Source organism: Streptomyces phaeolivaceus (genome assembly GCF_009184865.1).
GTDB classification, from domain to species: domain Bacteria; phylum Actinomycetota; class Actinomycetes; order Streptomycetales; family Streptomycetaceae; genus Streptomyces; species Streptomyces phaeolivaceus.
Genome location: NZ_CP045096.1, coordinates 5061666 through 5082484, shown reverse-complemented (window position 1 = coordinate 5082484; position 20819 = coordinate 5061666). Strand labels below are relative to the sequence as shown.

At 68.7% G+C, this 20819-nt stretch carries 21 protein-coding genes; 11 read left to right on the top strand and 10 right to left on the bottom strand.

The window, feature by feature from the left end:
* The first annotated feature begins 1 nt into the window (after nucleotide 1).
* Complete coding sequence (locus F9278_RS24020) at nucleotides 2-1468, top strand: dihydrolipoamide acetyltransferase family protein (protein ID WP_152170173.1); 1467 nt, start codon at nucleotides 2-4, stop codon at nucleotides 1466-1468.
* A 203-nt stretch (nucleotides 1469-1671) separates the two neighbouring features.
* Here the strand turns inward: F9278_RS24020 and F9278_RS24015 are convergent, their stop codons facing one another.
* From F9278_RS24015 to F9278_RS23990, 6 genes are all read right to left on the bottom strand, one after another.
* Nucleotides 1672-3084 carry a zeta toxin family protein gene (locus F9278_RS24015; protein WP_152170172.1) on the bottom strand — a complete coding sequence of 471 codons (1413 nt, stop codon included), beginning with the start codon at nucleotides 3082-3084 and terminating at the stop codon, nucleotides 1672-1674.
* Entirely contained in the window at nucleotides 3077-3355 is a 279-nt protein-coding gene (locus F9278_RS24010; protein WP_152170171.1) for a hypothetical protein, read from the bottom strand. Before F9278_RS24010 ends, F9278_RS24015 begins: the two co-directional genes overlap by 8 nt.
* 98 nt (nucleotides 3356-3453) lie before the next feature.
* Complete coding sequence (locus F9278_RS24005) at nucleotides 3454-3963, bottom strand: hypothetical protein (RefSeq protein ID WP_226966899.1); 510 nt, start codon at nucleotides 3961-3963, stop codon at nucleotides 3454-3456.
* Nucleotides 3956-5686: a type IV secretory system conjugative DNA transfer family protein gene (locus F9278_RS24000; protein WP_404818938.1), complete on the bottom strand. Its 1731-nt coding sequence runs from the start codon at nucleotides 5684-5686 to the stop codon at nucleotides 3956-3958. Before F9278_RS24000 ends, F9278_RS24005 begins: the two co-directional genes overlap by 8 nt.
* Before the next feature lie 2 nt (nucleotides 5687-5688).
* Nucleotides 5689-7236 carry a type VI secretion protein gene (locus tag F9278_RS23995; protein ID WP_152170169.1) on the bottom strand — a complete coding sequence of 516 codons (1548 nt, stop codon included), beginning with the start codon at nucleotides 7234-7236 and terminating at the stop codon, nucleotides 5689-5691.
* On the bottom strand, nucleotides 7236-7508 hold the full coding sequence (locus tag F9278_RS23990) for an SCO6880 family protein (protein WP_226967403.1): 273 nt from the start codon (nucleotides 7506-7508) through the stop codon (nucleotides 7236-7238). Before F9278_RS23990 ends, F9278_RS23995 begins: the two co-directional genes overlap by 1 nt.
* A 52-nt stretch (nucleotides 7509-7560) precedes the next feature.
* On the opposite strand from F9278_RS23990, the gene F9278_RS23985 reads away from it, so the two are divergent.
* Nucleotides 7561-7809 (top strand): Scr1 family TA system antitoxin-like transcriptional regulator, encoded by a 249-nt coding sequence (locus F9278_RS23985; RefSeq protein ID WP_193241609.1) that lies wholly within the window; start codon nucleotides 7561-7563, stop codon nucleotides 7807-7809.
* Nucleotides 7810-7815: 6 nt separating this feature from the next.
* Nucleotides 7816-8007 carry a DUF397 domain-containing protein gene (locus F9278_RS23980; protein WP_152170168.1) on the top strand — a complete coding sequence of 64 codons (192 nt, stop codon included), beginning with the start codon at nucleotides 7816-7818 and terminating at the stop codon, nucleotides 8005-8007.
* A 56-nt stretch (nucleotides 8008-8063) separates the two neighbouring features.
* Here F9278_RS23980 and F9278_RS23975 read toward each other — a convergent pair whose 3' ends face one another.
* A complete protein-coding gene (locus F9278_RS23975; RefSeq protein ID WP_152170167.1) occupies nucleotides 8064-8912 on the bottom strand; it encodes a D-alanyl-D-alanine carboxypeptidase family protein in 849 nt (282 codons plus the stop codon).
* Nucleotides 8913-9199: 287 nt separating this feature from the next.
* Here F9278_RS23975 and F9278_RS23970 point away from each other — a divergent pair, with 287 nt between their 5' ends.
* The 3 genes from F9278_RS23970 to F9278_RS23960 all read left to right on the top strand — a co-directional run bounded on the left by F9278_RS23970 (nucleotide 9200) and on the right by F9278_RS23960 (nucleotide 12086).
* Nucleotides 9200-9871 carry a GntR family transcriptional regulator gene (locus F9278_RS23970; RefSeq protein ID WP_152170166.1) on the top strand — a complete coding sequence of 224 codons (672 nt, stop codon included), beginning with the start codon at nucleotides 9200-9202 and terminating at the stop codon, nucleotides 9869-9871.
* Entirely contained in the window at nucleotides 9868-11196 is a 1329-nt protein-coding gene (locus tag F9278_RS23965; protein ID WP_152170165.1) for an MFS transporter, read from the top strand. The genes F9278_RS23970 and F9278_RS23965 overlap by 4 nt, the downstream gene beginning before the upstream one ends.
* Nucleotides 11197-11318: 122 nt before the next feature.
* On the top strand, nucleotides 11319-12086 hold the full coding sequence (locus F9278_RS23960; RefSeq protein ID WP_152170164.1) for a sulfite exporter TauE/SafE family protein: 768 nt from the start codon (nucleotides 11319-11321) through the stop codon (nucleotides 12084-12086).
* A 35-nt stretch (nucleotides 12087-12121) separates the two neighbouring features.
* Here F9278_RS23960 and F9278_RS23955 read toward each other — a convergent pair whose 3' ends face one another.
* Entirely contained in the window at nucleotides 12122-12946 is an 825-nt protein-coding gene (locus tag F9278_RS23955; protein WP_152170163.1) for a maleylpyruvate isomerase family mycothiol-dependent enzyme, read from the bottom strand.
* 232 nt (nucleotides 12947-13178) lie between these two features.
* On the opposite strand from F9278_RS23955, the gene F9278_RS23950 reads away from it, so the two are divergent.
* Nucleotides 13179-13973 carry a carbon-nitrogen family hydrolase gene (locus F9278_RS23950; protein WP_152170162.1) on the top strand — a complete coding sequence of 265 codons (795 nt, stop codon included), beginning with the start codon at nucleotides 13179-13181 and terminating at the stop codon, nucleotides 13971-13973.
* Between the two features lie 32 nt (nucleotides 13974-14005).
* On the opposite strand, the gene F9278_RS23945 is transcribed toward F9278_RS23950, so the two are convergent.
* Both F9278_RS23945 and F9278_RS23940 read right to left on the bottom strand, forming a co-directional pair.
* Nucleotides 14006-14500, bottom strand: a complete 495-nt coding sequence (locus tag F9278_RS23945) for an LURP-one-related/scramblase family protein (protein WP_152170161.1) — start codon at nucleotides 14498-14500, stop codon at nucleotides 14006-14008.
* Nucleotides 14497-15546 carry a GlxA family transcriptional regulator gene (locus F9278_RS23940; protein ID WP_152170160.1) on the bottom strand — a complete coding sequence of 350 codons (1050 nt, stop codon included), beginning with the start codon at nucleotides 15544-15546 and terminating at the stop codon, nucleotides 14497-14499. Before F9278_RS23940 ends, F9278_RS23945 begins: the two co-directional genes overlap by 4 nt.
* A gap of 51 nt (nucleotides 15547-15597) precedes the next feature.
* On the opposite strand from F9278_RS23940, the gene F9278_RS23935 reads away from it, so the two are divergent.
* From F9278_RS23935 to F9278_RS23920, 4 genes are all read left to right on the top strand, one after another.
* Nucleotides 15598-15993 (top strand): cupin domain-containing protein, encoded by a 396-nt coding sequence (locus F9278_RS23935; protein ID WP_152170159.1) that lies wholly within the window; start codon nucleotides 15598-15600, stop codon nucleotides 15991-15993.
* Between the two features lie 199 nt (nucleotides 15994-16192).
* The gene (locus F9278_RS23930) at nucleotides 16193-18040 is read left to right on the top strand and encodes an NHL domain-containing thioredoxin family protein (RefSeq protein WP_152170158.1); all 1848 of its coding nucleotides are present in this window, start codon (nucleotides 16193-16195) and stop codon (nucleotides 18038-18040) included.
* A 131-nt stretch (nucleotides 18041-18171) separates the two neighbouring features.
* Nucleotides 18172-19836, top strand: coding sequence for an IS1182 family transposase (locus F9278_RS23925; protein ID WP_193241490.1), 1665 nt, complete (start codon nucleotides 18172-18174; stop codon nucleotides 19834-19836).
* Nucleotides 19833-20795: a hypothetical protein gene (locus tag F9278_RS23920; protein ID WP_152170157.1), complete on the top strand. Its 963-nt coding sequence runs from the start codon at nucleotides 19833-19835 to the stop codon at nucleotides 20793-20795. Before F9278_RS23925 ends, F9278_RS23920 begins: the two co-directional genes overlap by 4 nt.
* Nucleotides 20796-20819 lie beyond the last annotated feature (24 nt).

Genomic DNA, 20819 nt, shown 5'->3' with positions numbered 1-20819 from the left:
CGTGACGACGATGACAGACACGTCTCCGCGCGAGTTCAAGATGCCCGACGTGGGCGAGGGACTCACCGAGGCCGAGATCCTCAAGTGGTACGTCCAGCCCGGTGACACCGTCACCGACGGCCAGGTCGTCTGCGAGGTCGAGACGGCCAAGGCCGCCGTCGAACTGCCCATCCCGTACGACGGCGTCGTACGCGCACTGCACTTCCCCGAGGGCACCACGGTCGACGTCGGTACGTCGATCATCGCGGTGGACGTCACGGGCGGGGCGGCGCCGGACACGGCCCCGGCGGCGGAGACCGCGTCCTCCGCGGCGCCCGCCGCGCCCGCGGCGAAGCCCGCGCCCGCCGCCGCGCCGACGGCCAAGAAGCCCGAGGGCCGCAAGCCGGTCCTCGTGGGCTACGGGGTCGCCGAGTCCTCCACCAAGCGCCGCCCCCGCAAGGGGGTCCCGGCGGCCTCGGCGCCCGCAGGGGACACGCTGTACGCGGCCACCGCGATCCAGGGTGTCCAGGGCGAGCTGAACGGACACGGTCACGGTCACGCCGTGGGCGGGCAGCGTCCGCTGGCGAAGCCGCCGGTCCGCAAGCTGGCCAAGGACCTCGGGGTGGACCTGGCGACGATCACCCCGTCCGGCCCGGACGGGGTCATCACCCGCGACGACATCCACGCGGCGGTGGCCCCGCAGGCCGCCCCCGAGTCCGTCGTGGCGGCGCCCGTACCCTCCGCCGCGCCCGTCGTCGCCCCGGCGCCGGTGGCGTCGTACGACGGCGCGCGCGAGACCCGTGTCCCGGTCAAGGGGGTCCGGAAGGCGACGGCGGCGGCGATGGTCGGCTCGGCGTTCACCGCGCCGCACGTCACCGAGTTCGTGACGGTCGACGTGACCCGCACGATGAAGCTGGTCGAGGAGCTGAAGCAGGACAAGGAGCTGGCGGGCCTGCGGGTCAATCCGCTCCTGCTGATCGCCAAGGCCCTGCTGGTCGCGATCCGGCGCAACCCGGACATCAACGCCTCCTGGGACGAGGCGGCCCAGGAGATCGTGGTCAAGCACTATGTGAACCTGGGGATCGCGGCGGCCACCCCGCGCGGCCTGATCGTCCCGAACATCAAGGACGCCCACGCCAAGACGCTGCCCCAACTGGCGCAGTCGCTGGGCGAGCTGGTCTCGACCGCCAAGGACGGCCGGACCTCCCCCACCGCCATGCAGGGCGGCACGGTCACCATCACCAACGTCGGTGTCTTCGGCATCGACACCGGCACGCCCATCCTGAACCCGGGCGAGTCCGCGATCCTCGCGGTCGGGGCGATCCGCCTCCAGCCATGGGTCCACAAGGGCAAGGTGAAGCCCCGCCAGGTCACCACCCTGGCACTCTCCTTCGACCACCGGCTGGTGGACGGGGAACTGGGCTCCAAGGTGCTGGCGGACGTGGCGGCGATCCTGGAACAGCCGAAGCGGTTGATCACCTGGGCGTGAGGTATTTCGCCGGGTAGGGAGAGCGTGAAGGGGCTGGTCGCAAGTGTCTTGCGACCAGCCCCTTCTTTTTCAGTACTTCGGGGGTGCGACTCATCGCTCGGCACCAGCACTGACCTGCGGGAACACTGAGACCGTAAGCTCCGGTTACGGTCTTGGGAATCTCTTGCCGAGACCGTGTTTTCCAGTCACCGGCTTCTGGTGCTTTACAGCGATTCGCTCTTACGCCGAACCGATTGGTGTCGTTTTTCTATCCGTTGCTGGACCGCAGCGGGCGCCTCCGGAAATTGCTTTGCGCGCACGGTCTCCAGCGCGGTGTTCAGACGGGTCCGCAGGGCGTCCTCCGCCTGACGTTCTACAGGGGAGAGATGGCTGCGGCGCTGTAGTTCCGAAGCCACCGCGGCACGCGACTCGCCCAACCTTTCTGCCTGATCTCGGACGCGGGCTGTTTGCAGATGGGCATACTGTTGATCTTCGCGAGCTGAGTTCCGTGCTCGCTCCACCACCTCTGGCGTGGCACCCAGCGCTTCCAGTCTCGCAGCGAGTTCCTCACCGCTTTCGATGGACGGCGGCGCGCTGTTACGGACCGAGGCTTCGGCCTGGCCAAGATGACGGGCGTACTCGTGGAGGCTCTGCTCAGTTTGCAGTCTCAGAGGAACAGGTGAGTTCGCCTGGAACGGCTCGTCTACCAAGGTCTGCAGCAGCGGCTTCATGGCCGAATGGGAACGGCGGGTATCTGGGTCCGCCATGGCGGCGATCAGCTCCGAATCGGGCCCGGTGACTTGCCGGAGCAGGTCCCGGGAGACATCGGTGACCTCTCCTGCCGCTGCGAACGCGATCAGGGTGTCGGCTTGTCGGGAGAGCCAGCCGCGGGCCTCCTGCGGGGTGAATGGCCGATTGCGTTCCGAGTCAACTGCCTGGGAGCCTTGAGCTGAAGCGACGAGATGCCCGTTCGTATCCCGACTGTTCACGTATAGGTCGGCGCCCGAGCGGTTCGTGACAGTCACACGCTGGACGTGAGGGCTGGCCTCGGCCGCCTCTACTGTGGCCGAAACCATGCGGTAGGACTGGTCATGGCGGTCGGCGAAGACCCATCGGCCTGGCTGGGCGTCGGCAGCGGGTAGGTAGCGGTACAACGCGTCGAGGCGGCTGCGCTCCTGCCGCACCGCGAGCGCTACCAGTTCGACGGAGAAGTCGGCCTTCGCGAATTTCTCCGCATCCAGGAGAGTTGCCGCCGGGTCTCGGAACGTGCCTTCCATCATGATGCTGTACTGATGCTCGGGGGCACGCGCGTACTCGAAGGCCATCTGCATCCATACTGATGTGGCCTGCGTGGTGGCATCCACCATCAGCAGCGGATCATCCTGCATCAGGTCGTCGTAGCGGGGGTGCAGGGGCCGCAAGTCATCTGCTGTCAGGGCGATGATGTCACCGGCGGCGTGCCGCTCCTGGGCGGCCTGCATGGCCATGGTTTTCCCGGCGCCGGGTTGGCCTCCAACCATGACCAGCACGGGCTGCTCGCTAGTACTGTGCCCACCGAAAATGAATTCCCGTACATGTTCCTCGAACCAGTCCCTGATCTGTGGCCTTGTGAGGTGGTAGGAACTGATGTCAGCCACGTCCCGCAGACCCCAACTCCTCAAGCTCCTTGGTCCACTTCTTGATATATGAGATGAGCTGCTCTCGGTCGTGGGCGGGAACACTGCGCCGGATGTTTCTCAGCCGCATAACCAAGGCCCACCAATGGTCACGTTCGACTTCTGTGTCGGCATGGTTGGAAAGGTGGACCAGTCGACCGGTCAGACGGTTCGCGGCCTCGGCAAAGAGGTCGAACACCGCGGCGGTCGGCACGTCCCGGTAAGGGTCCTCGGGAGGAGGGAAAATACTCAAGAGATCACCTTCGTTTTTTCCTTGATGCGTTGGGATTTCCCCGATTGTCGGTGGGCTTCTCCGGAAGGTGAAGTCCGAAAATCGATGTATAAATACACTCACGCTATCGGGTGGATCTTCGTGGTAATTCGCCGTGTCGCAGCCTCGGCCGGATGCCGAGCCGGATCAGTGGTGTCCGGCGAGGTCGCCAGATATAGCTCGAACGCGTCGTCGGCGCCTGGGTTCGAAAGAGGCGGCAGTGGCGGCTCCTGGTGGCCGCTGAGGCACGCGGGCAGCTTCAGGTACGGCTTGAACGCGTTCACCGTGCTGATCCAGTCGGCTTCGGTGAATGCGCGCCCAGCGGGCTTCTCGGCCTCGTACGCGCGTAGCCAGCCAAGGTACAGGGCGGTGAGCATCTCGCGGAGCCACCGGTGCTGGTACCAGCAAGGCGGGACCTCGTTATGCAGTTCGGCGGTGTGGCACAGCCACTCCACCCATGTGCGCAACTCGCTTAGCCGGGCCCGGCGTTCGGGCGGGGACATGGCTGCCCACACCCAGCGGCTTGACTCCGGAACAGCAGTCTGCGCGGCCGGCCACAGGGCGTCCGATGGTTCGAGTGAATCAGCCATGGCCGGTCTTCTCAGCAGCGGGCGCAGCGGTCTTGTCCGGACGCATGGGCCGGCCCGAGTCGGTCGCCCGCGGGCCTGCCAACAGTCGTTTGAGGTCGCGGTCGCGGAATGTCAGTCGCATCTTCACCTTGATCGGCGGTTGGTTGGAGTACTGGGCGATGGCGGTGAACTCTTTGAGCTGCTGCAGGGAGTGCACGGGGGCGAGGTCGGTCTCGGTGAGAGAGGTGTTGGTGGAAACCTCGCCGCGGGAGCGGCCATGTGAGGTGCGCAGGGTCTCGGTGCGGCCGTACAGGCCGGAGAAGTATCGGAGTGTCTCCAGGTCGCCGCACCCCGGCAATAGCATGCGCAGACCGGAGGCAGACAGTACGGTGTTGGCCTTCTGTGTACCGAGGCGATCGCGCAGTTGGGACAGGTCGTGCCACACGGTCAGCAATGTGATGCCCATGCCGCGGCCGGTTGTGAGGATGTTGGGCAGTCGGGGGTAACGCAGCATGTTGCCCGCTTCGTCGACCAGGACCCCGAGACCTGGATCGAGGGGCTTGCCCGTGGCGTTGTACGCGACTTCGGCGCCGTGGATGATCGAGGCGATGATCGAGGTCAGCAGAGGGGCGAAGCGTTCGGCGTCGGCCTCGGATGCGATCAGGCACACGGTACCGTTCTTGGCCAGTAGGTCCTCGACGGTGAAGTCGGTGCCCGCGCAGGTCTCCCGGACCTCTTCGTCGGCGTAGACGCGGGCAAGGACGTTGAGGCTGAACTGGATGGAGCCGATGCCGTCTTCGTGCAGCCGCAGCCAGGGGGAGGCGTAGTCGTCGGCGACTTCGGTGTAGCCATGCTGCTGGAGCACGGAACGGACGTGGTCCACGGCGTCTTTGCCCAAGGCGAGCCAGCGGCGCATGGCGCTGATGCCGCCGCCGGAGAGGTTCGCGGCCAGCAGCACGCCCTTGAGTACGCTCTTGGCCTGGTCGATCCAGGGGGCGGCGCGCTTGTCGTCGCTGGAGGAGGACGCCTCGGCCATCCACGACGCCATGCGGTCGGCGGCCTTGGCGTCGGTGCAGTACTCCACCGGCGACCACTTGTCGGTCTCCCGGCCCGGGACACCCGCCGGAGCGATCACCCAGACCGGACCGAGGGCGCGGCGCCGGGCATAGACGATGTCGAGGTCGGCCGCTTTGGTCGTGGTCACCACCAGGGGGCCCTGCCACTCTGCCGCGTTGGGCAGTACCAGCCCGGTGGTCTTGGAAGAGCCGGGTACGCCGAATACCGTGGCGCTGATGTTCGGCTGGGCGGCAACGATCTTGTTCGTGTGCATGCCGCGGCCGGCGGTGATGCGGTTGGCCCGTCGGGTGGGCTCCTGCGGGGCCTTGAGTCTGCGCTCGACCGGCGCGCCACCCCACTGCGCACCACCTGTGCGGGCACCGAAGTTCAACAGGCTGACGGCCTTGAGCATGACCAGGAAGAACCCGAGCAACAACACCACCACGAGCAGGTAGAACAACCAGCTGGGCGGGGCCGGGGCGAAGACGGAGCCGGGGCCGCTGACCATCGCGCGCAGCACTGTTTCGGGTATGCCGACGCTGGAATGCGCCCAGCCGTGCCCGGTGAGCAATGCGGCCAGTGGTCCGGCCAGAAGCACCGCACCGCCCAGGGCGACGGCGAGGCCCGCACAGTACGCGGCGAGCAGTGTGTTGTCGTCGAGGCCGCTGCCTGAGGACTTGTCGGCCACGGTCACACCACCATCCGCTCGTCCGTCTCGAACAGGGTCTTCTCGGTGTGGGACAGCATCAGCTGAACGGCGTGTGAGCCGCCGCTGCGGCCCACCTTCCACAGTGCGCGGCCACGTTGGCCGGCACCCCAGCTTCCGATCAGTTCGCACTCGGCGTCGGTCAGTCCGATCGCCTCGCGCGTGATCTGGAGCGGTTTGGTGTCCTGGGCCAACTGGATGCGGGTCTCGCAGCTCGCGATGAGATCCTTAGCGATGGCCACGGCCTCCGACCCTGCGGCGCCGACACTCTCGAAGTCGGACAGGCGGTGCGTGGCCAGGAGTTGGATCGTGCCGGTCGCGCGGGACAGTCGGAGATCGGCGTCGATCTTTCTCACCATCGCGGCGCCACCGCTTCGCATCTGCCGCCACAACTCGTCCCGGACCACGATCCACGGGCGTTCGCCCGGCCGGTCGATCGCGGACTGAGCCCAGGACGACACACACGTCAGCACCATCGCCACGGTCTCGTCCCCGTATTGCTCCAAGGCCGAAATGTCCACGCTCTGGATCGGGGCGTCCCAGTCGAGGCCGATCGAGGTCTTCTCGTCGAAGAGACCGCCGAGGTGACCGGTGATCATCCCGCCGAGCGCACTGCGCAGGGACGCCATGTGTTCACGGGCGAGTTGGATGTCGTCGTCCCGCACCCGCAGCTCGCGCGCCATGGCCTCGCTCGGGTCACGCAGCTTCGCATAGACCAGGGGGAGCGTCGGCACATCCAAGTGGCTCTGCCCGTAGAGTTCGCCGGTGACCTCGCGGACCGCGACGTCGAGGCATTCCTCTTCCTCCGGTCGAAGGTTCCGCTTGAGCTGAAGCTCCAGCAGGGCTTTCAGCAAGGTCAACCGCCTGCGGTGGATCTCCTTGACCCGGGCCTGGAAGACCGCTTTGTCCTTGATGTTTTCAAGTTCATGGCCCAGCGGCCCCGCGTCCAAGGGGTTCAGCCGCCCCTGAAGCCCGGGACCGAGACGGACCGGCTTGACACCCAGGTGCTCACACAACGCTTTGTACTCGCCCTTGACGTCACCAGCGATCAAGGTCCGGTGCCCCAGGGCCATCAGGCGGAAGCAGAGCGCCTTGATGTGCGCACTCTTACCGCTGCCTGGGATGCCGGTCACCATCACGTTGGGGTTCGTACACAGCCCCTCGCGGACCCAGGCGGCCGGATGGGCCGAGAACGCCTGCATGGTCAGGGTGTTCCACCCGATGTACACGCCGATCGGCGGGAGGCTCGCCGCATGCAGGAAGGGGTAGATTCCGCTGGCGCGCACGGTGTCGGCCCGGAAGACCTCTGCCTTCGCGATGGAGGCGATCCGTCCGGCGAACGGCTGGGGCCAGCCCTTGCGCGGTGCGATCCGCATGGCCGCTTCGGGACTCTCCAGGAGTCGGGAACGACGTCGCTCCTTCGCAGAGAGCTGCTTGGGGACTGGCCTGTCTTCCACCTCGTCGAGGAAATCTCCCAGTCGGGATGCCGTGAGTTTCGTGTCGTCGATGTCACCGCGGCGGAAGAACGGCATCAGAGACCCACCCGCCGGTCGGGCAGGCCCAGGCCGAGAGGCAGAGCCGCGACGGAGAACGCGTCGTCCTGGGCTCCCCACACACGGCGGATCTCCAGGCCCGCTGACGAGGCGTCCGCCTGGAGCTCGGCGCACGCGGTTTCCAACTGCTCCAGGTCGGTGACCGTGACCGCGATCAGCGCGGTGAGCCGCAGGACACCCTGGCCGCTTGCACGAGCGACGTCCTGGGCCCGCGCGGTCATGGCCTCGCGGCGCTCGTCCTCGCAGGTCACGTGCCATATCTGGGCTCTAGGCATAGCGAATTACGCGGAACGCAGGCCCAACGTGAGGGTGCAGGTCGTCCCGTTCTTCGCGGGTGCCCACCCGGGGTTGACCAGTGCCTTCACCGTGGTTTCCTTCGCCGAGCCGGGTGCCCTGGACCTCGTACAAGCGGACACGGTCTCGACGAAGGTCTGGTTGGAGAGCGAGGCTGATGCCGCGCGTCACAACGCGATCTTCGATCGCCTCACCCGGCTGGGGATGGCGCGGCACGAATCCCTCAGCTTCATCGACAACATCCGCAAGGAGATGTAAGCCGACATGTCCGGATTCGAGTTCAGGAGGTCTACGTACAGCAGCGGCGATGCGCACGGCGAGTGCGTCGAAGTCGCTCGCAACACACCTGGCACCGTCGCCGTCCGGGACTCCAAGGACCCGGACGGGCGGATACTCCGGCTCACGCCACGGGCGTGGGCATCGTTCGCGGAGCATGTGGGGCGGACTCGGGGCTGAACCGCGAAGGGGGCCGTCGCTGTCGAGCGGCGGCCCCCTTCCTCGCGCTGGTGTGGTTACAGCGTGGCGAAGCCGTAGTTCATCAGCTTCTTCACGTCCGCCGTGCGGTTGGCCGCGGAGGAGGAGGTGAGGACGGTGCCCACGATCGTCTTGCCGTTGCGGGTGGCGGCGAAGATGAGGCAGTACTTGGCCTCGGTGCCGGAACCGGTCTTGACGCCGATGGTGCCCTTCCAGCCCAGCAGGTCGTTGGTGTTGTTCCACGCCGCCATGGTGCGGGTGCTGCCGGTCTTGGTGATGGTCTTCGCCGTGTACGACTTCGTCGCCACGATCTTCTTGAACGTCGCGTTCTTCATGACGTTCTGCGCGAGCTTGCTCAGGTCGCGCGGGGTCGAGGCGTTCGCGCCCTTGCTGATGCCGTCGAACGAGTCGAACTTCGTGTTCGTCATGCCGAGGCTCTTGGCGGTGGAGTTCATCTTGGCGATGAAGTTCTTGGTGCGGGCCGCGATCGTCGAGCCGGAACCGAACTTGTCGGCCAGCGCCATGGCGGCCTCGCAGCCCGACTTCAGCATCATCCCGTAGAGCAGCTGACGGACAGTGACCTTGTCACCGACGATCAGGTTGGCCGACGAGGCACCGTTCTTGACGATGTAGTCGCTGTACTCCTTCTTGATCGTCACCTTCGCGTCGAGGTTCAGGTTCGACTGCGACAGCACGACCTTGGCGGTCATGGCCTTCGTGGTGGAGGCGGTGAGCCTCTTGGTGTCAGCGGCCTTGGTGAAGAGGACCTTGCCATTGGCGCTGTTCATCACGAACGCGCCCTTGGCGGTGATCGTGGGCTTCGCGACGGCGGCCTGCGCGGGAGCGGAGCCGACGACTCCGGTCGCGATCATCGCACCGGTGGTCACGACGACTGCAGCGGCTCTGCGGACACGCGCGCCCTTTATGGCGGTAATCAAGTCAAGTACCCCGATTGCGTCAAATGTCTGTGGAGCGCGGCCACTTGGGCTCCGGTTGCGGGCAAGCAGGGCCGCTTCTCGTGTGACAAGTGAGTAGCACAAAAGGTTGTGCGCTGGGTGAGCCGGGGGTCAATTCAAGTCCATCTCACAGTCTTCTGACGGGTTCAGGGTGGGGTCCCCGTCCCGGATCGTGGACGGGAGCGGCGATGCGTACGTGTTGTATCTATGCTGTGGCCATGCCCTCCGCCCCGGCCCCCGCCCCCGCCGTCGTGAAGCAGCCCCCCGCCGCCGACCGTGTCTACGCCCACGTCAAACAGGGCGTCCTGGAGCGCCGTTACGAGGGCGGCACGCTGCTCACCGAGGGCGAACTGGCCGAGGCGGTCGGCGTGTCCCGGACGCCGGTGCGGGAGGCCCTGCTGCGGCTGGAGGTCGAGGGGCTGATCAAGCTCTACCCGAAGAAGGGCGCCCTGGTGCTGCCCGTCTCCGCGCAGGAGATCGCGGACGTCGTCGAGACCCGTCAGCTGGTCGAGGAGCACGCGGTCCGCAAGACGGTCCCGGCCTCCCCGCGGCTGATCGAACGGCTGGAAGAGCTGCTCGAACAACAGAAGGCACAGGCCGCCGCGGGGGACCTCGCGGGCGCCGCGGTGACCGACCGGTGTTTCCACGCCGAGATCGTCCGCAGCGCGGGCAACGAGATCCTCTCCCGCCTCTACGACCAACTGCGCGACCGGCAGCTGCGGATGGGCGTCGCCGTGATGCACGCCCACCCCGACCGCATCACCAAGACGCTCATCGAGCACGAGCAGATCCTTCGGGCGCTGCGCGCGGGCGACGCGGAGGCGGCCGTGGAGATCGTGCACCGGCACGTCAACTGGTTCTCCAACCTGGCGCGGGGGGAGGTCCGTTGAGCCGCCCCGCCATATCCTCGTCCGCCGGGTCCCTGCCCGGGGACCCGCCCGGCGGCCGTCGCGCCCTCGCCGTCTGGGGCGTGGGTGTCTCCGTCTACTTCGTCGCCGTCATCTTCCGTACGTCTCTGGGCGTGGCCGGTCTCGACGCCGCCGACCGCTTCCACGTGGGCGCCTCCGCCCTGTCGACCTTCTCGATACTCCAGCTGCTGGTCTACGCGGGCATGCAGATACCCGTCGGCCTGCTGGTCGACCGGCTCGGCACCAAGAAGGTGCTGACCCTGGGCATCCTGCTGTTCACCGCCGGCCAGATCGGCTTCGCGCTGTCGCCGTCGTACGGCACGGCGCTTGCGTCGCGGGCGCTGCTGGGCTGCGGTGACGCGATGACCTTCATCAGCGTGCTGCGGCTGGGCAGCCGCTGGTTCCCGGCCCGGCGCGGTCCGCTTGTCGCACAGATGGCCGGCCTGGTCGGTATGGCGGGCAACCTGGTCTCGACGCTGCTGCTGGCCCGGCTGCTGCACGGGGTGGGCTGGACGGCGGCCTTCGCGGGCAGTTCGGTCGCCGGTCTCGTCGTCCTCGTCCTGACCCTGCTGTTTCTCAAGGACCACCCCGAGGGGCACGAGCCGGAGCCCTTCCCGCACCACGGGGCGGCGTACGTCCGGCGGCAGATCGCGGCGTCCTGGCGGGAGCCCGGCACCCGGCTCGGGATGTGGGTGCACTTCACCACGCAGTTCCCGGCGATGGTGTTCCTGCTGCTGTGGGGGCTGCCGTTCCTGGTCCAGGCGCAGGGGCTCAGCCGTGGCACCGCCGGTGAACTGCTCACCCTCGTCGTCCTGTCCAACATGGTCGTCGGACTGGTGTACGGCCAGATCGTCGCCCGGCACCACGCGGCGCGGCTGCCGCTGGCGCTCGGCACGGTCCTCGCGACGGCGGCGGTGTGGGCGACCACGATCCTGTACCCGGTGCTGTCCTCCGGCGAGCACGCGCCGATGTGGCTGCTGATCGTCCTCTGTACGGTCCTCGGCGCCTGCGGCCCGGCCTCGATGCTCGGCTTCGACTTCGCCCGCCCGGCGAATCCGCCGGAGCGTCAGGGCACCGCCTCCGGAATCACCAACATGGGCGGTTTCGTCGCCTCCATGACGACCCTCTTCGCGGTCGGCGTCCTTCTGGACCTGACCGACGACGACTACGGCATCGCCTTCTCCGCCGTCTTCGTCCTCCAGGCGCTGGGTCTGAGCCAGATCTTCCGGCTGCGCGGCCGTGCGGCCCGCCGTGAACGGGAACGGCTGGTGGCCAGCCGGGTGGAGACGGTGCACGTACCGGCGTAAGGGGCTTTCCCGTCTTACGCTGCTGTCCGGAATCGTCAGGTGCGCTGGCGCTTTTCAACCCTTACATCGGGGTGATCCGTCCCGTAGCTTGATCAAGCTCTGTGGGCTACGGGGGGATCGCCATGGATGTCTTCGACGTGCTCGGACTGCTGCTCGCCGCGACGGCGGCCGGGTGGGTGGACGCGGTGGTGGGCGGGGGCGGCCTGCTGCTCATCCCCGTGCTGCTGCTGACGTTCCCGCACCACGCGCCCGCGACGGCGCTGGGCACCAACAAGGTCGCCGCGGTCATGGGGACCGCGACCGCCGCGTATCTGTACCAGCGGCGCGCCCGGCTCGACCGCTCGATACTTCTGCCGGCCGCGGCGCTCGCCGTGCCGTCCAGTGCCCTGGGCGCGCTGTGCGCGGCGAACGTCCCGACCGGGTACTTCCGCCCCGTCGTCATGGCGCTGCTCGTCGGCGTGGCGCTCCTGGTGGCCGTCAAGCCGTCGTTCGGCGTGCGGCACATCGAGGCGGCGGTGACCCGGCGGCGCCGGATCGCGGCCGTCCTGCTCGCGGGCGTCGGGATCGGCTTCTACGACGGGGTGTTCGGCCCCGGTGTCGGCACTTTTCTGATCATCACCTTCACCTCGCTGCTGGCCACCCAGTTCCTGGAGAGCGCGGCCATGGCGAAGGTCGTCAACGCCTCCTCCAACCTGGGCGCGCTCTCGGTGTTCGCCTGGCAGGGCAATGTGCTCTGGGCCCTGGGCATGGGCATGGCCGTCGGCAATATCGCCGGAGCCGTGCTCGGTTCACGGACCGCGCTCAAGAGGGGCTCGGGCTTCGTCCGTGTGGTGCTGGTGGTCGTGGTGGTGGGCATGGTGACGAAGCTGGCCTTCGACCAGTTCGCCTGATCGCGCCCCGGGCCGGGCGCGGGCACCCGCGAGAGCTACACGGTCACCGCGAAGGCCCGCAGGATCGCCGCGATCAGATGGGGGTCGCCCTCGGCCTTGATGCGGTCGGCGACGAGATCGGCGGTGACACGGCCACAGGCCAGACGGACGTAGGTCTCCCAGTCGAGGGTGAGGGTGGCGGCGGGGCCGAGTGCCGGGGAGGTCTCCAGGGTGCCGCGCCCCTGGATGTCGACGCGGACCGTGCGGATGAACTCCACCGGCCCGTGGACGTCGAAGACGACGGCCGAACTGCGCGGCGCCTGCGCGTCCTCGGCGACGACCTTCGGCAGCACGGACAGCAGCTCGTCACGGACGACGAGCGCGCCCGGCGAGTCCAGGTTCCCGGGCATGCCCAGCGCGGCGCGCAGATCCTGCTCATGGACCCACACATCGAACGCGCGGTTCCGCATGGCCTGTTCGAGGGTCAGTTCGGTGCCGAGCGGGCCACGGATCTTGTGCCCCGGGGCCCGCGACTCGTTCCGCAGCTGACGGTTGCGCCGGATGATCGTGTACTCCAGCTCGGAGGTCATCTCGGGCGCGGTGTGGTGACGGCGGGCGTCGACCTGCATCTCCATGTACCGCTGGTGCTCGGTCCGTACGTGGTACAGGTCGCGCGGCAGGGTGTGGATCGGCCGCGGGTCGCCGAGCATCTCGCAGTCCAGGCCGATGACATGGGAGACCACGTCGCGCACCGACCATCCCGGGCATGGCGTCCGCCGGTTCCACTCGCCCTCCACGAGCGGCGACACCAGCTCGGATATCGCGTCCACGGAGTGGGTCCAGGCGTCGGCGTAGGGCTGAAGAGTGGGATGCAGACTCACGGAACGGGACCCCTCGGGCGGTCGGTACCTGTCAGTACGGTCGGTGCGTATGGGTATGTGGGCGACGGTTTTCAGTTGGGGCGTCGGCGTTGACGGCGGTGAGTAGGTCGTCGGCGGCTGTCAGTGGGTGCTGTGGAACGTTAAGTTACGCTGCTGTGAGGCACCCCGGCAGTGCTTTCGTGTGACGATCGTAGGCCGGTGTGGACGGCTCGAATGCCAGGACGGTGGTAGTGTGCGCGCCTCGCTCATCCAGATCCGCGTAGACGAGGACGAATCGGTCGATTCGCGCAGGCGGCGGGTGGCGTCCCTGGTGCGGGAGCAGGCCGGTGCCGATCTTGTCGTCCTACCGGAGCTGTGGACCACCGGCGCATTCGCGTTCGAGTCCTTCGCCACGGCGGCCGAACCGTTGGAGGGGCCGACGCACGAGGCGATGGCCAAGGCGGCGAGCGACGCGGGTGTCTGGCTGCACGCGGGCTCGATCCCCGAGCGCGCACCTGACGGATCTCTCTACAACACCTCCCTCGTCTTCTCACCGTCCGGCGACCTCGCCGCCGCCTACCGCAAGATCCACCGCTTCGGCTTCGACAAGGGCGAGGCCGTGCTGATGGGCGCGGGCTCGGAACTGGTCACCCTCGGTCTGCCCGACACGACCGTCGGCATCGCCACCTGCTACGACCTCCGCTTCCCCGAGCTGTTCCGCGGTCTCGTCGACGCGGGCGCCGAGACCTTCGTCCTCTGCGCCGGCTGGCCGGAGCGCCGCCGCGCCCACTGGACCCTGCTGGCACGGGCGCGCGCCGTCGAGAACCAGGCCTATGTCCTCGCCTGCGGAACGGCCGGTACCCACGCGGGAGTTCCCCAGGCCGGCCACTCGATCGTGGTCGACCCCTGGGGCGAGGTGCTGGCGGAGGCGGGCCCCGACGAGGAGGTCCTCACGGTCGAGTTCGACCCGACGAGGGTCGCGACCACCCGGGAACAGTTCCCGGCCCTCAAGGACAGACTGCTGGGACTGGAGACACCGCGCCGCTGAGCGCTCCGGGGCCCGCCCCCTTCCCGCCGCCGTCAGCGGTCCTCCCGCTCCCGCTCCGACAGGTTGATCACGCACACCGTGACGGCGATCAGCAGCGCCGGGTCCGCGTCGTCGCGTACGACGTCCAGGCCGTAGGTCTCGCGGACGCGCAGCCATCTGCGGGAGATGCGCGCGAGGAGTTCGCCGTCGTACTCGATGACGAACTCACGGTCGAGGATCTTGCCGCTGACATCGAGCTCCGTGCCGTCGGCCAGGGCGACCCGGTAGTGGTTGCGCAGCAGGGACAGCCGCTTGCGGCGGACGGTGGCGAGGGGCTCGCCGGCCCGTTCGACGACCATGGTGTCGCGCAGGGCGAACATCTTGCGGCGGATGTCGATCAGTACCTGCCCCCGGGTGTCCTTCAACTCGAAGGTGTCCCGCAGCCGCATGGCCTTCCCGTCGACGAGGAAGGCCTTTCTGCCGTGTTCGTCCTCGATCCAGTAGTCGTCACCGATACCGAGGAGCCGGTCGCGCACGAGGAATCTCATGCCTTCAGGCGTTCCCCGGGGGCCGCTCCGAAACGTCGTCTGTAGGCCGAAGGGCTCAGGCCGGTCTCCTGGCGCAGCCGGGCGCGCAGATTCGCGGCGGTCCCGAGACCGCTGCGCTCGGCGACGACATCGAGCCGGTGCTCGCCGCGCTCGATGAGCCGCCGGGCCAGGGTCACGCGTTCCCCGATGAGCCAGGCCAGCGGTGTCGTACCGAGCTGGGCGCGGAAGCGGCGGTGCAGGGTGGCCGGTGACACGGCCGCGCGACCGGCGAGGTCGGCGACCGTGAGCGGGGTGTCGAGCCGCTCCTGCGCCCAGGCCAGCACGGGGCCCAGGGACTCGTCCCGCACATGCGGAACGGGTCGCTCCACGAACTGCCGCTGCCCTCCGTCGCGATGGGAGGCGAAGACCAGCCGCCGGCTCACCGCGTTGGCGATCTCCGCGCCATGGTCCCGGCGCCACAGATGCAGCCCCAGGTCGAGCGAGGCCGCGCTGCCGGCGGAACTCAGCAGATCGCCCTCGTCGACATAGAGCACGTCCGGTTCCAGCCGGACCTTCGGATGCAGCTCCCGGAACGCCTCGGCCCAGCGCCAGTGGGTGGTGGCCCGGCGTCCGTCGAGCACGCCGGCCTCCGCCAGCGCGAAGGTGCCGGTGCAGAAGCTCACGACCCGCGCCCCGCGCGCGTGGGCGCGCCGGACGGCGTCGAGCACGGCGGCCCCGCGCGGTACGACGTTGTCGGGGTGGCCCGGCACGATCAGGGTGTCGGCGTCGTCGACGGCGTCGAGGTCCGCGGCCCCGGTCAGGGTGAAGAACCCGTGGTTCATCCGGACCTCCGGCCCGGGGGTGCACAGCGTCACCTCGTACAGCGGCGCGGGCAGCCCCAACTCGGGCCGAGGCAGCCCGAACAACTCGGTCGCCACACCCACCTCGAACGGGTTGGTGGCCTCGTCGACGATCACCGCGACGCGATGGGGAGAGGGCGGAGGAGGAGGCGGGGACGGGCACGGGGACGGGATCGGGCCCCGGCGTTGCGAGGATCCTTGCGGCATATGCGATTCCTAGCACTCGTACGGTGCCGTGAGCAGGCCGACGATGAGGTCATGGAACCCAAGGCACCCGTTTCCCTGACCGAGGCGCTCGCCTCCTTCGACGCGCTGTGGAGCCCCCGCATCGTCACCACCGTCAACGACTACGACATCCGCGTGGCCAAGGTCGAGGGCGAGCATCTCTGGCACGTCCACGACAGCACGGACGAGTTCTTCCTGGTCGTCGAGGGGGAACTGCACATCGGCCTGCGGGAGGCGGCCGGCGAACGCACGGTCGTCCTGCCGCGGGGCTCCGTCTTCACCGTGCCGCGAGGCGTCGAGCACAAGCCGTACGCCCCGGTCCCCGCCGCGATCCTCGTCATCGAGCCGACGGGCACCAGCACGGTCGGCGACCGCCACGACGAGGTTCCGGACCATGTGGACGAGACCACGGGGCACGCGCTGAGCTGACCGCCGGACCCGCCCGCCCGACCTGCCCGTCCGACCTGCCCGTCAGAACCGGCCACCCGGCTTCCGAACCGGCAGTCCGGCTTCCGAACCGGCCGTCCGGCGCAGCCGCTCAGCGGCGCCGGAGAGTTTTCCACAGGGCTGTGCGCGAGGTTTTCCACAGGCTTGCGAGCGGGACGTCGACACGTGGCACGCTTGATCCATGAGCGATTCCACGACCGAGCACCCGGCACCCCGCCGTGTCCGTGTCCGCGCCCCCGAGCTGATCGGGCAGGGCGGCTGGCTGAACACGGGCGGGAAGCAGTACACCCTCGCCGACCTGCGGGGAAAGATAGTGGTGCTGGATTTCTGGACGTTCTGCTGCATCAACTGTCTGCATGTCCTCGACGAGCTGCGGGAGCTGGAGGGGAAGCACCGGGACACGGTGGTGATCATCGGCGTGCACTCGCCGAAGTTCGCGCACGAGGCCGAGCACGGGGCGGTGGTGGACGCCGTCGAGCGGTACGGCGTGGAGCACCCGGTGCTGGACGATCCGGAGCTCGCCACCTGGCAGCAGTTCGCGGTACGGGCCTGGCCGACGCTGGTCGTGATCGACCCGGAGGGGTACGTGGTCGCCCAGCACGCAGGCGAGGGGCATGCGCACGCCATCGAGCGGCTGGTCGCCGAGCTGGAGGCCGAGCACGGCGCCAAGGGCACGCTGCGGCGCGGCGACGGACCGTATGTGGCGCCGGAGCCCGAGCCGACCGTGCTGCGCTTCCCCGGCAAGGCGCTGCTTCTGCCGGACGGCGACTTCCTCGTCAGCGACACCACCCGGCACCGGCTGGTCCGGCTGGCACCGGACGGCGAGACCGTCGTACGGCACTACGGCTCGGGCGAGCGCGGATTCGTGGACGGCAGCGCGGAGCACGCCCGCTTCAGCGAGCCGCAGGGACTGGCGCTGCTGGACGGCGGCGCCGTGGTCGTCGCCGACACCGTGAACCACACCTTGCGCCGGCTCGACCCGGACACCGGCAATGTCACGACGCTCGCGGGCACCGGCCGCCAGTGGTGGCAGGGCTCACCCACCTCGGGGCCCGCCTGGGAGGTCGACCTGTCCTCGCCGTGGGACGTGGCGGTGTTCGGCGGCAAGGTGTGGATCGCGATGGCCGGGGTCCACCAGCTGTGGACGTACGACCCGGTGGACTGCACGGTCGCCGTCGCCGCCGGGACGACGAACGAGGGGCTGGTGGACGGGCCGGGCGACGAGGCCTGGTTCGCGCAGCCCTCGGGGCTGGCCGCCGGCGCCGACCGGCTCTGGCTCGCCGACTCCGAGACGTCCGCGCTGCGCTGGGTCGACCTCGGCGGGGCGGTCCACACGGCGGTCGGGACGGGCCTCTTCGACTTCGGGCACCGGGACGGCGCCGCCGAACAGGCGCTGCTCCAGCATCCGTTGGGTGTCACCGTCCTGCCCGACGGCTCGGTGGCGATCAGCGACACCTACAACCACGCGCTGCGCCGCTACGACCCGGCGACGGCCGAGGTCACCACACTGGCCACGGACCTGAGAGAGCCGAGCGACGCCGTGCTCGTCGGGGACGACCTCGTGGTGGTCGAGTCCGCTCGGCACCGGCTGACCCGGCTGCGGCTGCCGGAGGAGACGGTGAAGGTCAAGGCCGTGGCCCATCGCACACGGCGCGCGGCCACCGAAGTCGCCCCCGGCGGCGTGCGGTTGGACATCGTTTTCCAGGCCCCGGCGGGTCAGAAGCTGGACGAGCGGTACGGACCCTCGACCCGGCTCCTGGTCTCCGCCACTCCTCCCGAACTGCTGCTCGGGGGTGAGGGCGCGGACACCGCCCTGTCCCGCGCCCTCGAACTGAACCCGTCCATATCCGAGGGCGTCCTCCACGTCTCGGCGATGGCGGCGTCCTGCGACGACGACCCGGCGAACGCGTACCCGGCCTGCCATGTCCACCAGCAGGACTGGGGCGTGCCGGTCCGGCTCACGGAGGGCGGGACGGACAGGCTGCCGCTGGTGCTGGCGGGAATGGACGAGGGGGACGAGGGCCGCTAGGACCGCCCACTGCCCACTGCCCACTGCCCACTGAGCGACTCTGTCGGGAATCTTGAGGATGGGCAGTTAACGATCGTGACGTTGCGTCAGGCTCGTTGGAACGTTCCGCCCTCGTTCCCCAGGAGCCCGATGTGTCCCTCCAGCCTCACTCCGGAGCCGAGATCCCGCCGCTGACCGCCCGGGTTGCCCGCGCGGCCAACCCCAAAGGCACCACCGCGATGTGGATCCGCGACCGCCTCGACGGCCTCTGGAGCGACGAGGACTTCACCGCCTGGTACCCGCGTGACGGCCGACCTGGGCTCTCACCCGCCCAACTCGCCACCGTCTGCGTGCTGCAGTACGCGATGAACCTCTCCGACCGCCAGGCCGCCGAGGCAGTGCGCTGCCGAATCGACTTCAAGTACGCCCTCGGCCTGGACCTGGACGATCCCGGCTTCCACCACAGCGTCCTGTCCGACTTCCGCGACCGGCTCGCCGAAGGCGACCGCGCCGACCGGCTACTGGGCCTCGCACTCACCCGGATCCGACGGGCCGGCCTGCTCAAAGGGCGGGTCACGCAGCGCACCGACTCCACCCACGTCCTGTCCGCCGCACGGGAGCTGACCCGCCTGGAGCTGGCGTGCGAGGCGGTCCGCGCCGTGCTGGAAGAGGCGGCCCGCGACGCGCCAGAGGTGCTGGACGAGCTGGTCACCGCCGAATGGGCCCAACGCTACGGCCGGCCGGTTCGCCTGTGCTCCCAGCCCAGCCACCCCGTCGCCCGCCTGGAGCAGGTGGGCAACGACGCCCGCGAACTGCTGTACCGTCTCGACGCCCGGTTCCCCGGCGGCGCTCCGGCGCAGGCGAACGTGCTCCGAACGATCCTGGTGCAGCACTTCTTGGTGGATGCCAAGGGGCGGTTCAGGCCGCGCACGAAACGCGACGGCCAGCCGCCCTCCCGAGTCCGAATCGAATCCCCGTACGAGACCGAGGCCCGCTGCACCATGCGCGGTGACACACGCTGGACCGGCTACCTCGTGCACCTGACCGAGACCTGCGACGACAAGCGGGTCAACATCATCACCGACGTGGCCACGGCCGTCTCCAGCGCGGACAGCCAGGCGCTGCCCGGCATCCACGCCCGCCTCAGGCGACGGCGTCTACTGCCGAATCGGCACTTGGTCGACGGCGGCTACACCTCCGTGGCCGGCATGGACGAAGCCGCCCGCCTGCACCGCGTCACCCTGATCGGGCCGCTTCCGCCCAGCACCACCCCGCAGCACCGGGCAGGGGACGGCTTCGGCCGGGAGAACTTCATCATCGACTTCGACCAGCGCGAGGTGACCTGCCCCAACGGGCAGGTCAGCGGCAACTGGCAGGACCTGCCGACAGTCGAGCCGACCAAGGTCACAGTCCGGTTCGACGCCCGCCAGTGCGGCCGCTGCCCCGAGCGGGCCAAGTGCACTCCGGGCCGGTTTCGCAGCCTGTACTTCCCGACACGGCGCCTGTACGAACTCCAGGTCAAGAACCGGGCCGATCAGCAGGATGCGGACTGGCGCCGGCTCTACAGGCGGCGCTCGGGGGCCGAGGGCACCATCGAGGAGTTCGCGGACGGCCACCGCGGACGCCGGTGCCGCTACCGCGGCCTGGCCAAGACGCACGTCCAGCACGTCCTGACCGCACTCGCGATCAACATCGAGCGGCTGAGCCTTCAAGAACCCGCCGACAGCTCGTACCGGCCCCGCCCTCCCACAGCATTCCAGCAGTACCTCGACGCACGCGACTTACCCCGGCCGCTGTGGTGGCGCCAAGGGAAGTGACGCCCGTCCTCAAGATCCCCGACAGAGTCGCTCACTGGGGAAAGGACTCCAGCCCCTTCCTGCACGCCGTCCATCTCGCGGCTCTCGGCCCGTCCATGCGGCCCAGCCACCAACTCCGATACCGCACGATCACTGAGTTCCCTGCCCGGCCCGCATCGGGCAGCCAGCTCACGGCACGGCGGCTGAACAAAGTGCCCACCATGTTCTGGCCGGCTTGGACCATCCGCCTCACCCCCGCCTCCGGCGTCAGCCACACCGCCCTGCAGCCGACTCTGTCGAGTGCTCTCCTCATGATCGGCAGCAGATCAGAACGGGATGACGCCGCTGGCCAACTCGGCTCGGCCACCGACAAGGTGAACATCTCCCGGATCCTGCAAGTCCTGAGGGACGATCGCTGCTGGCCCGACATCCACAGAGCACTCGACCGCTTGGCCGGCTACTTGGACGACCACAACACACCGATCGACTACGAACGCCGTCGCAACCTCGACTACCGGAATCTCCTGCCGCACGAGCAATGGCTTGACATCCGCCAACGGTTGAAGATCGCCACTGGTGGTGAACGGCAATGGCGCATCGCGCGCTGCGTCCTCTTCCAGCGGATCAGCTCCCTGCCGGTGGAAGCCGACACTCCCATCGCGCCCGGTGACACCCACTTCCGCGTCGAGCTCGGGAGCTTCCCTGCCCGTCAGACCCCCGAGATCGCAGAGGAACTCAAGGACGTCGCCCGCAGGTTCCTCGCCGGACACGGCATCGCTGACGAGCCGATCTCATGGCAGCCACCCCTTGAACTCCTCGAAGGACTGGATCTGCCGGGGCTTGACCCACAAGAGGTGGATGTCAGGCGGCTTCACCAGCTGGTCCGCTCCGGAAGAACCTCACTCGAACGAGTGGTCATGACGCTCGGCAGCACCCAGGGCCCCGGCGAGTGCCTGGATCGTCCCGGCCTGGGGTGTTGATCTCGGTAGTGGGCCCCGGAAGCA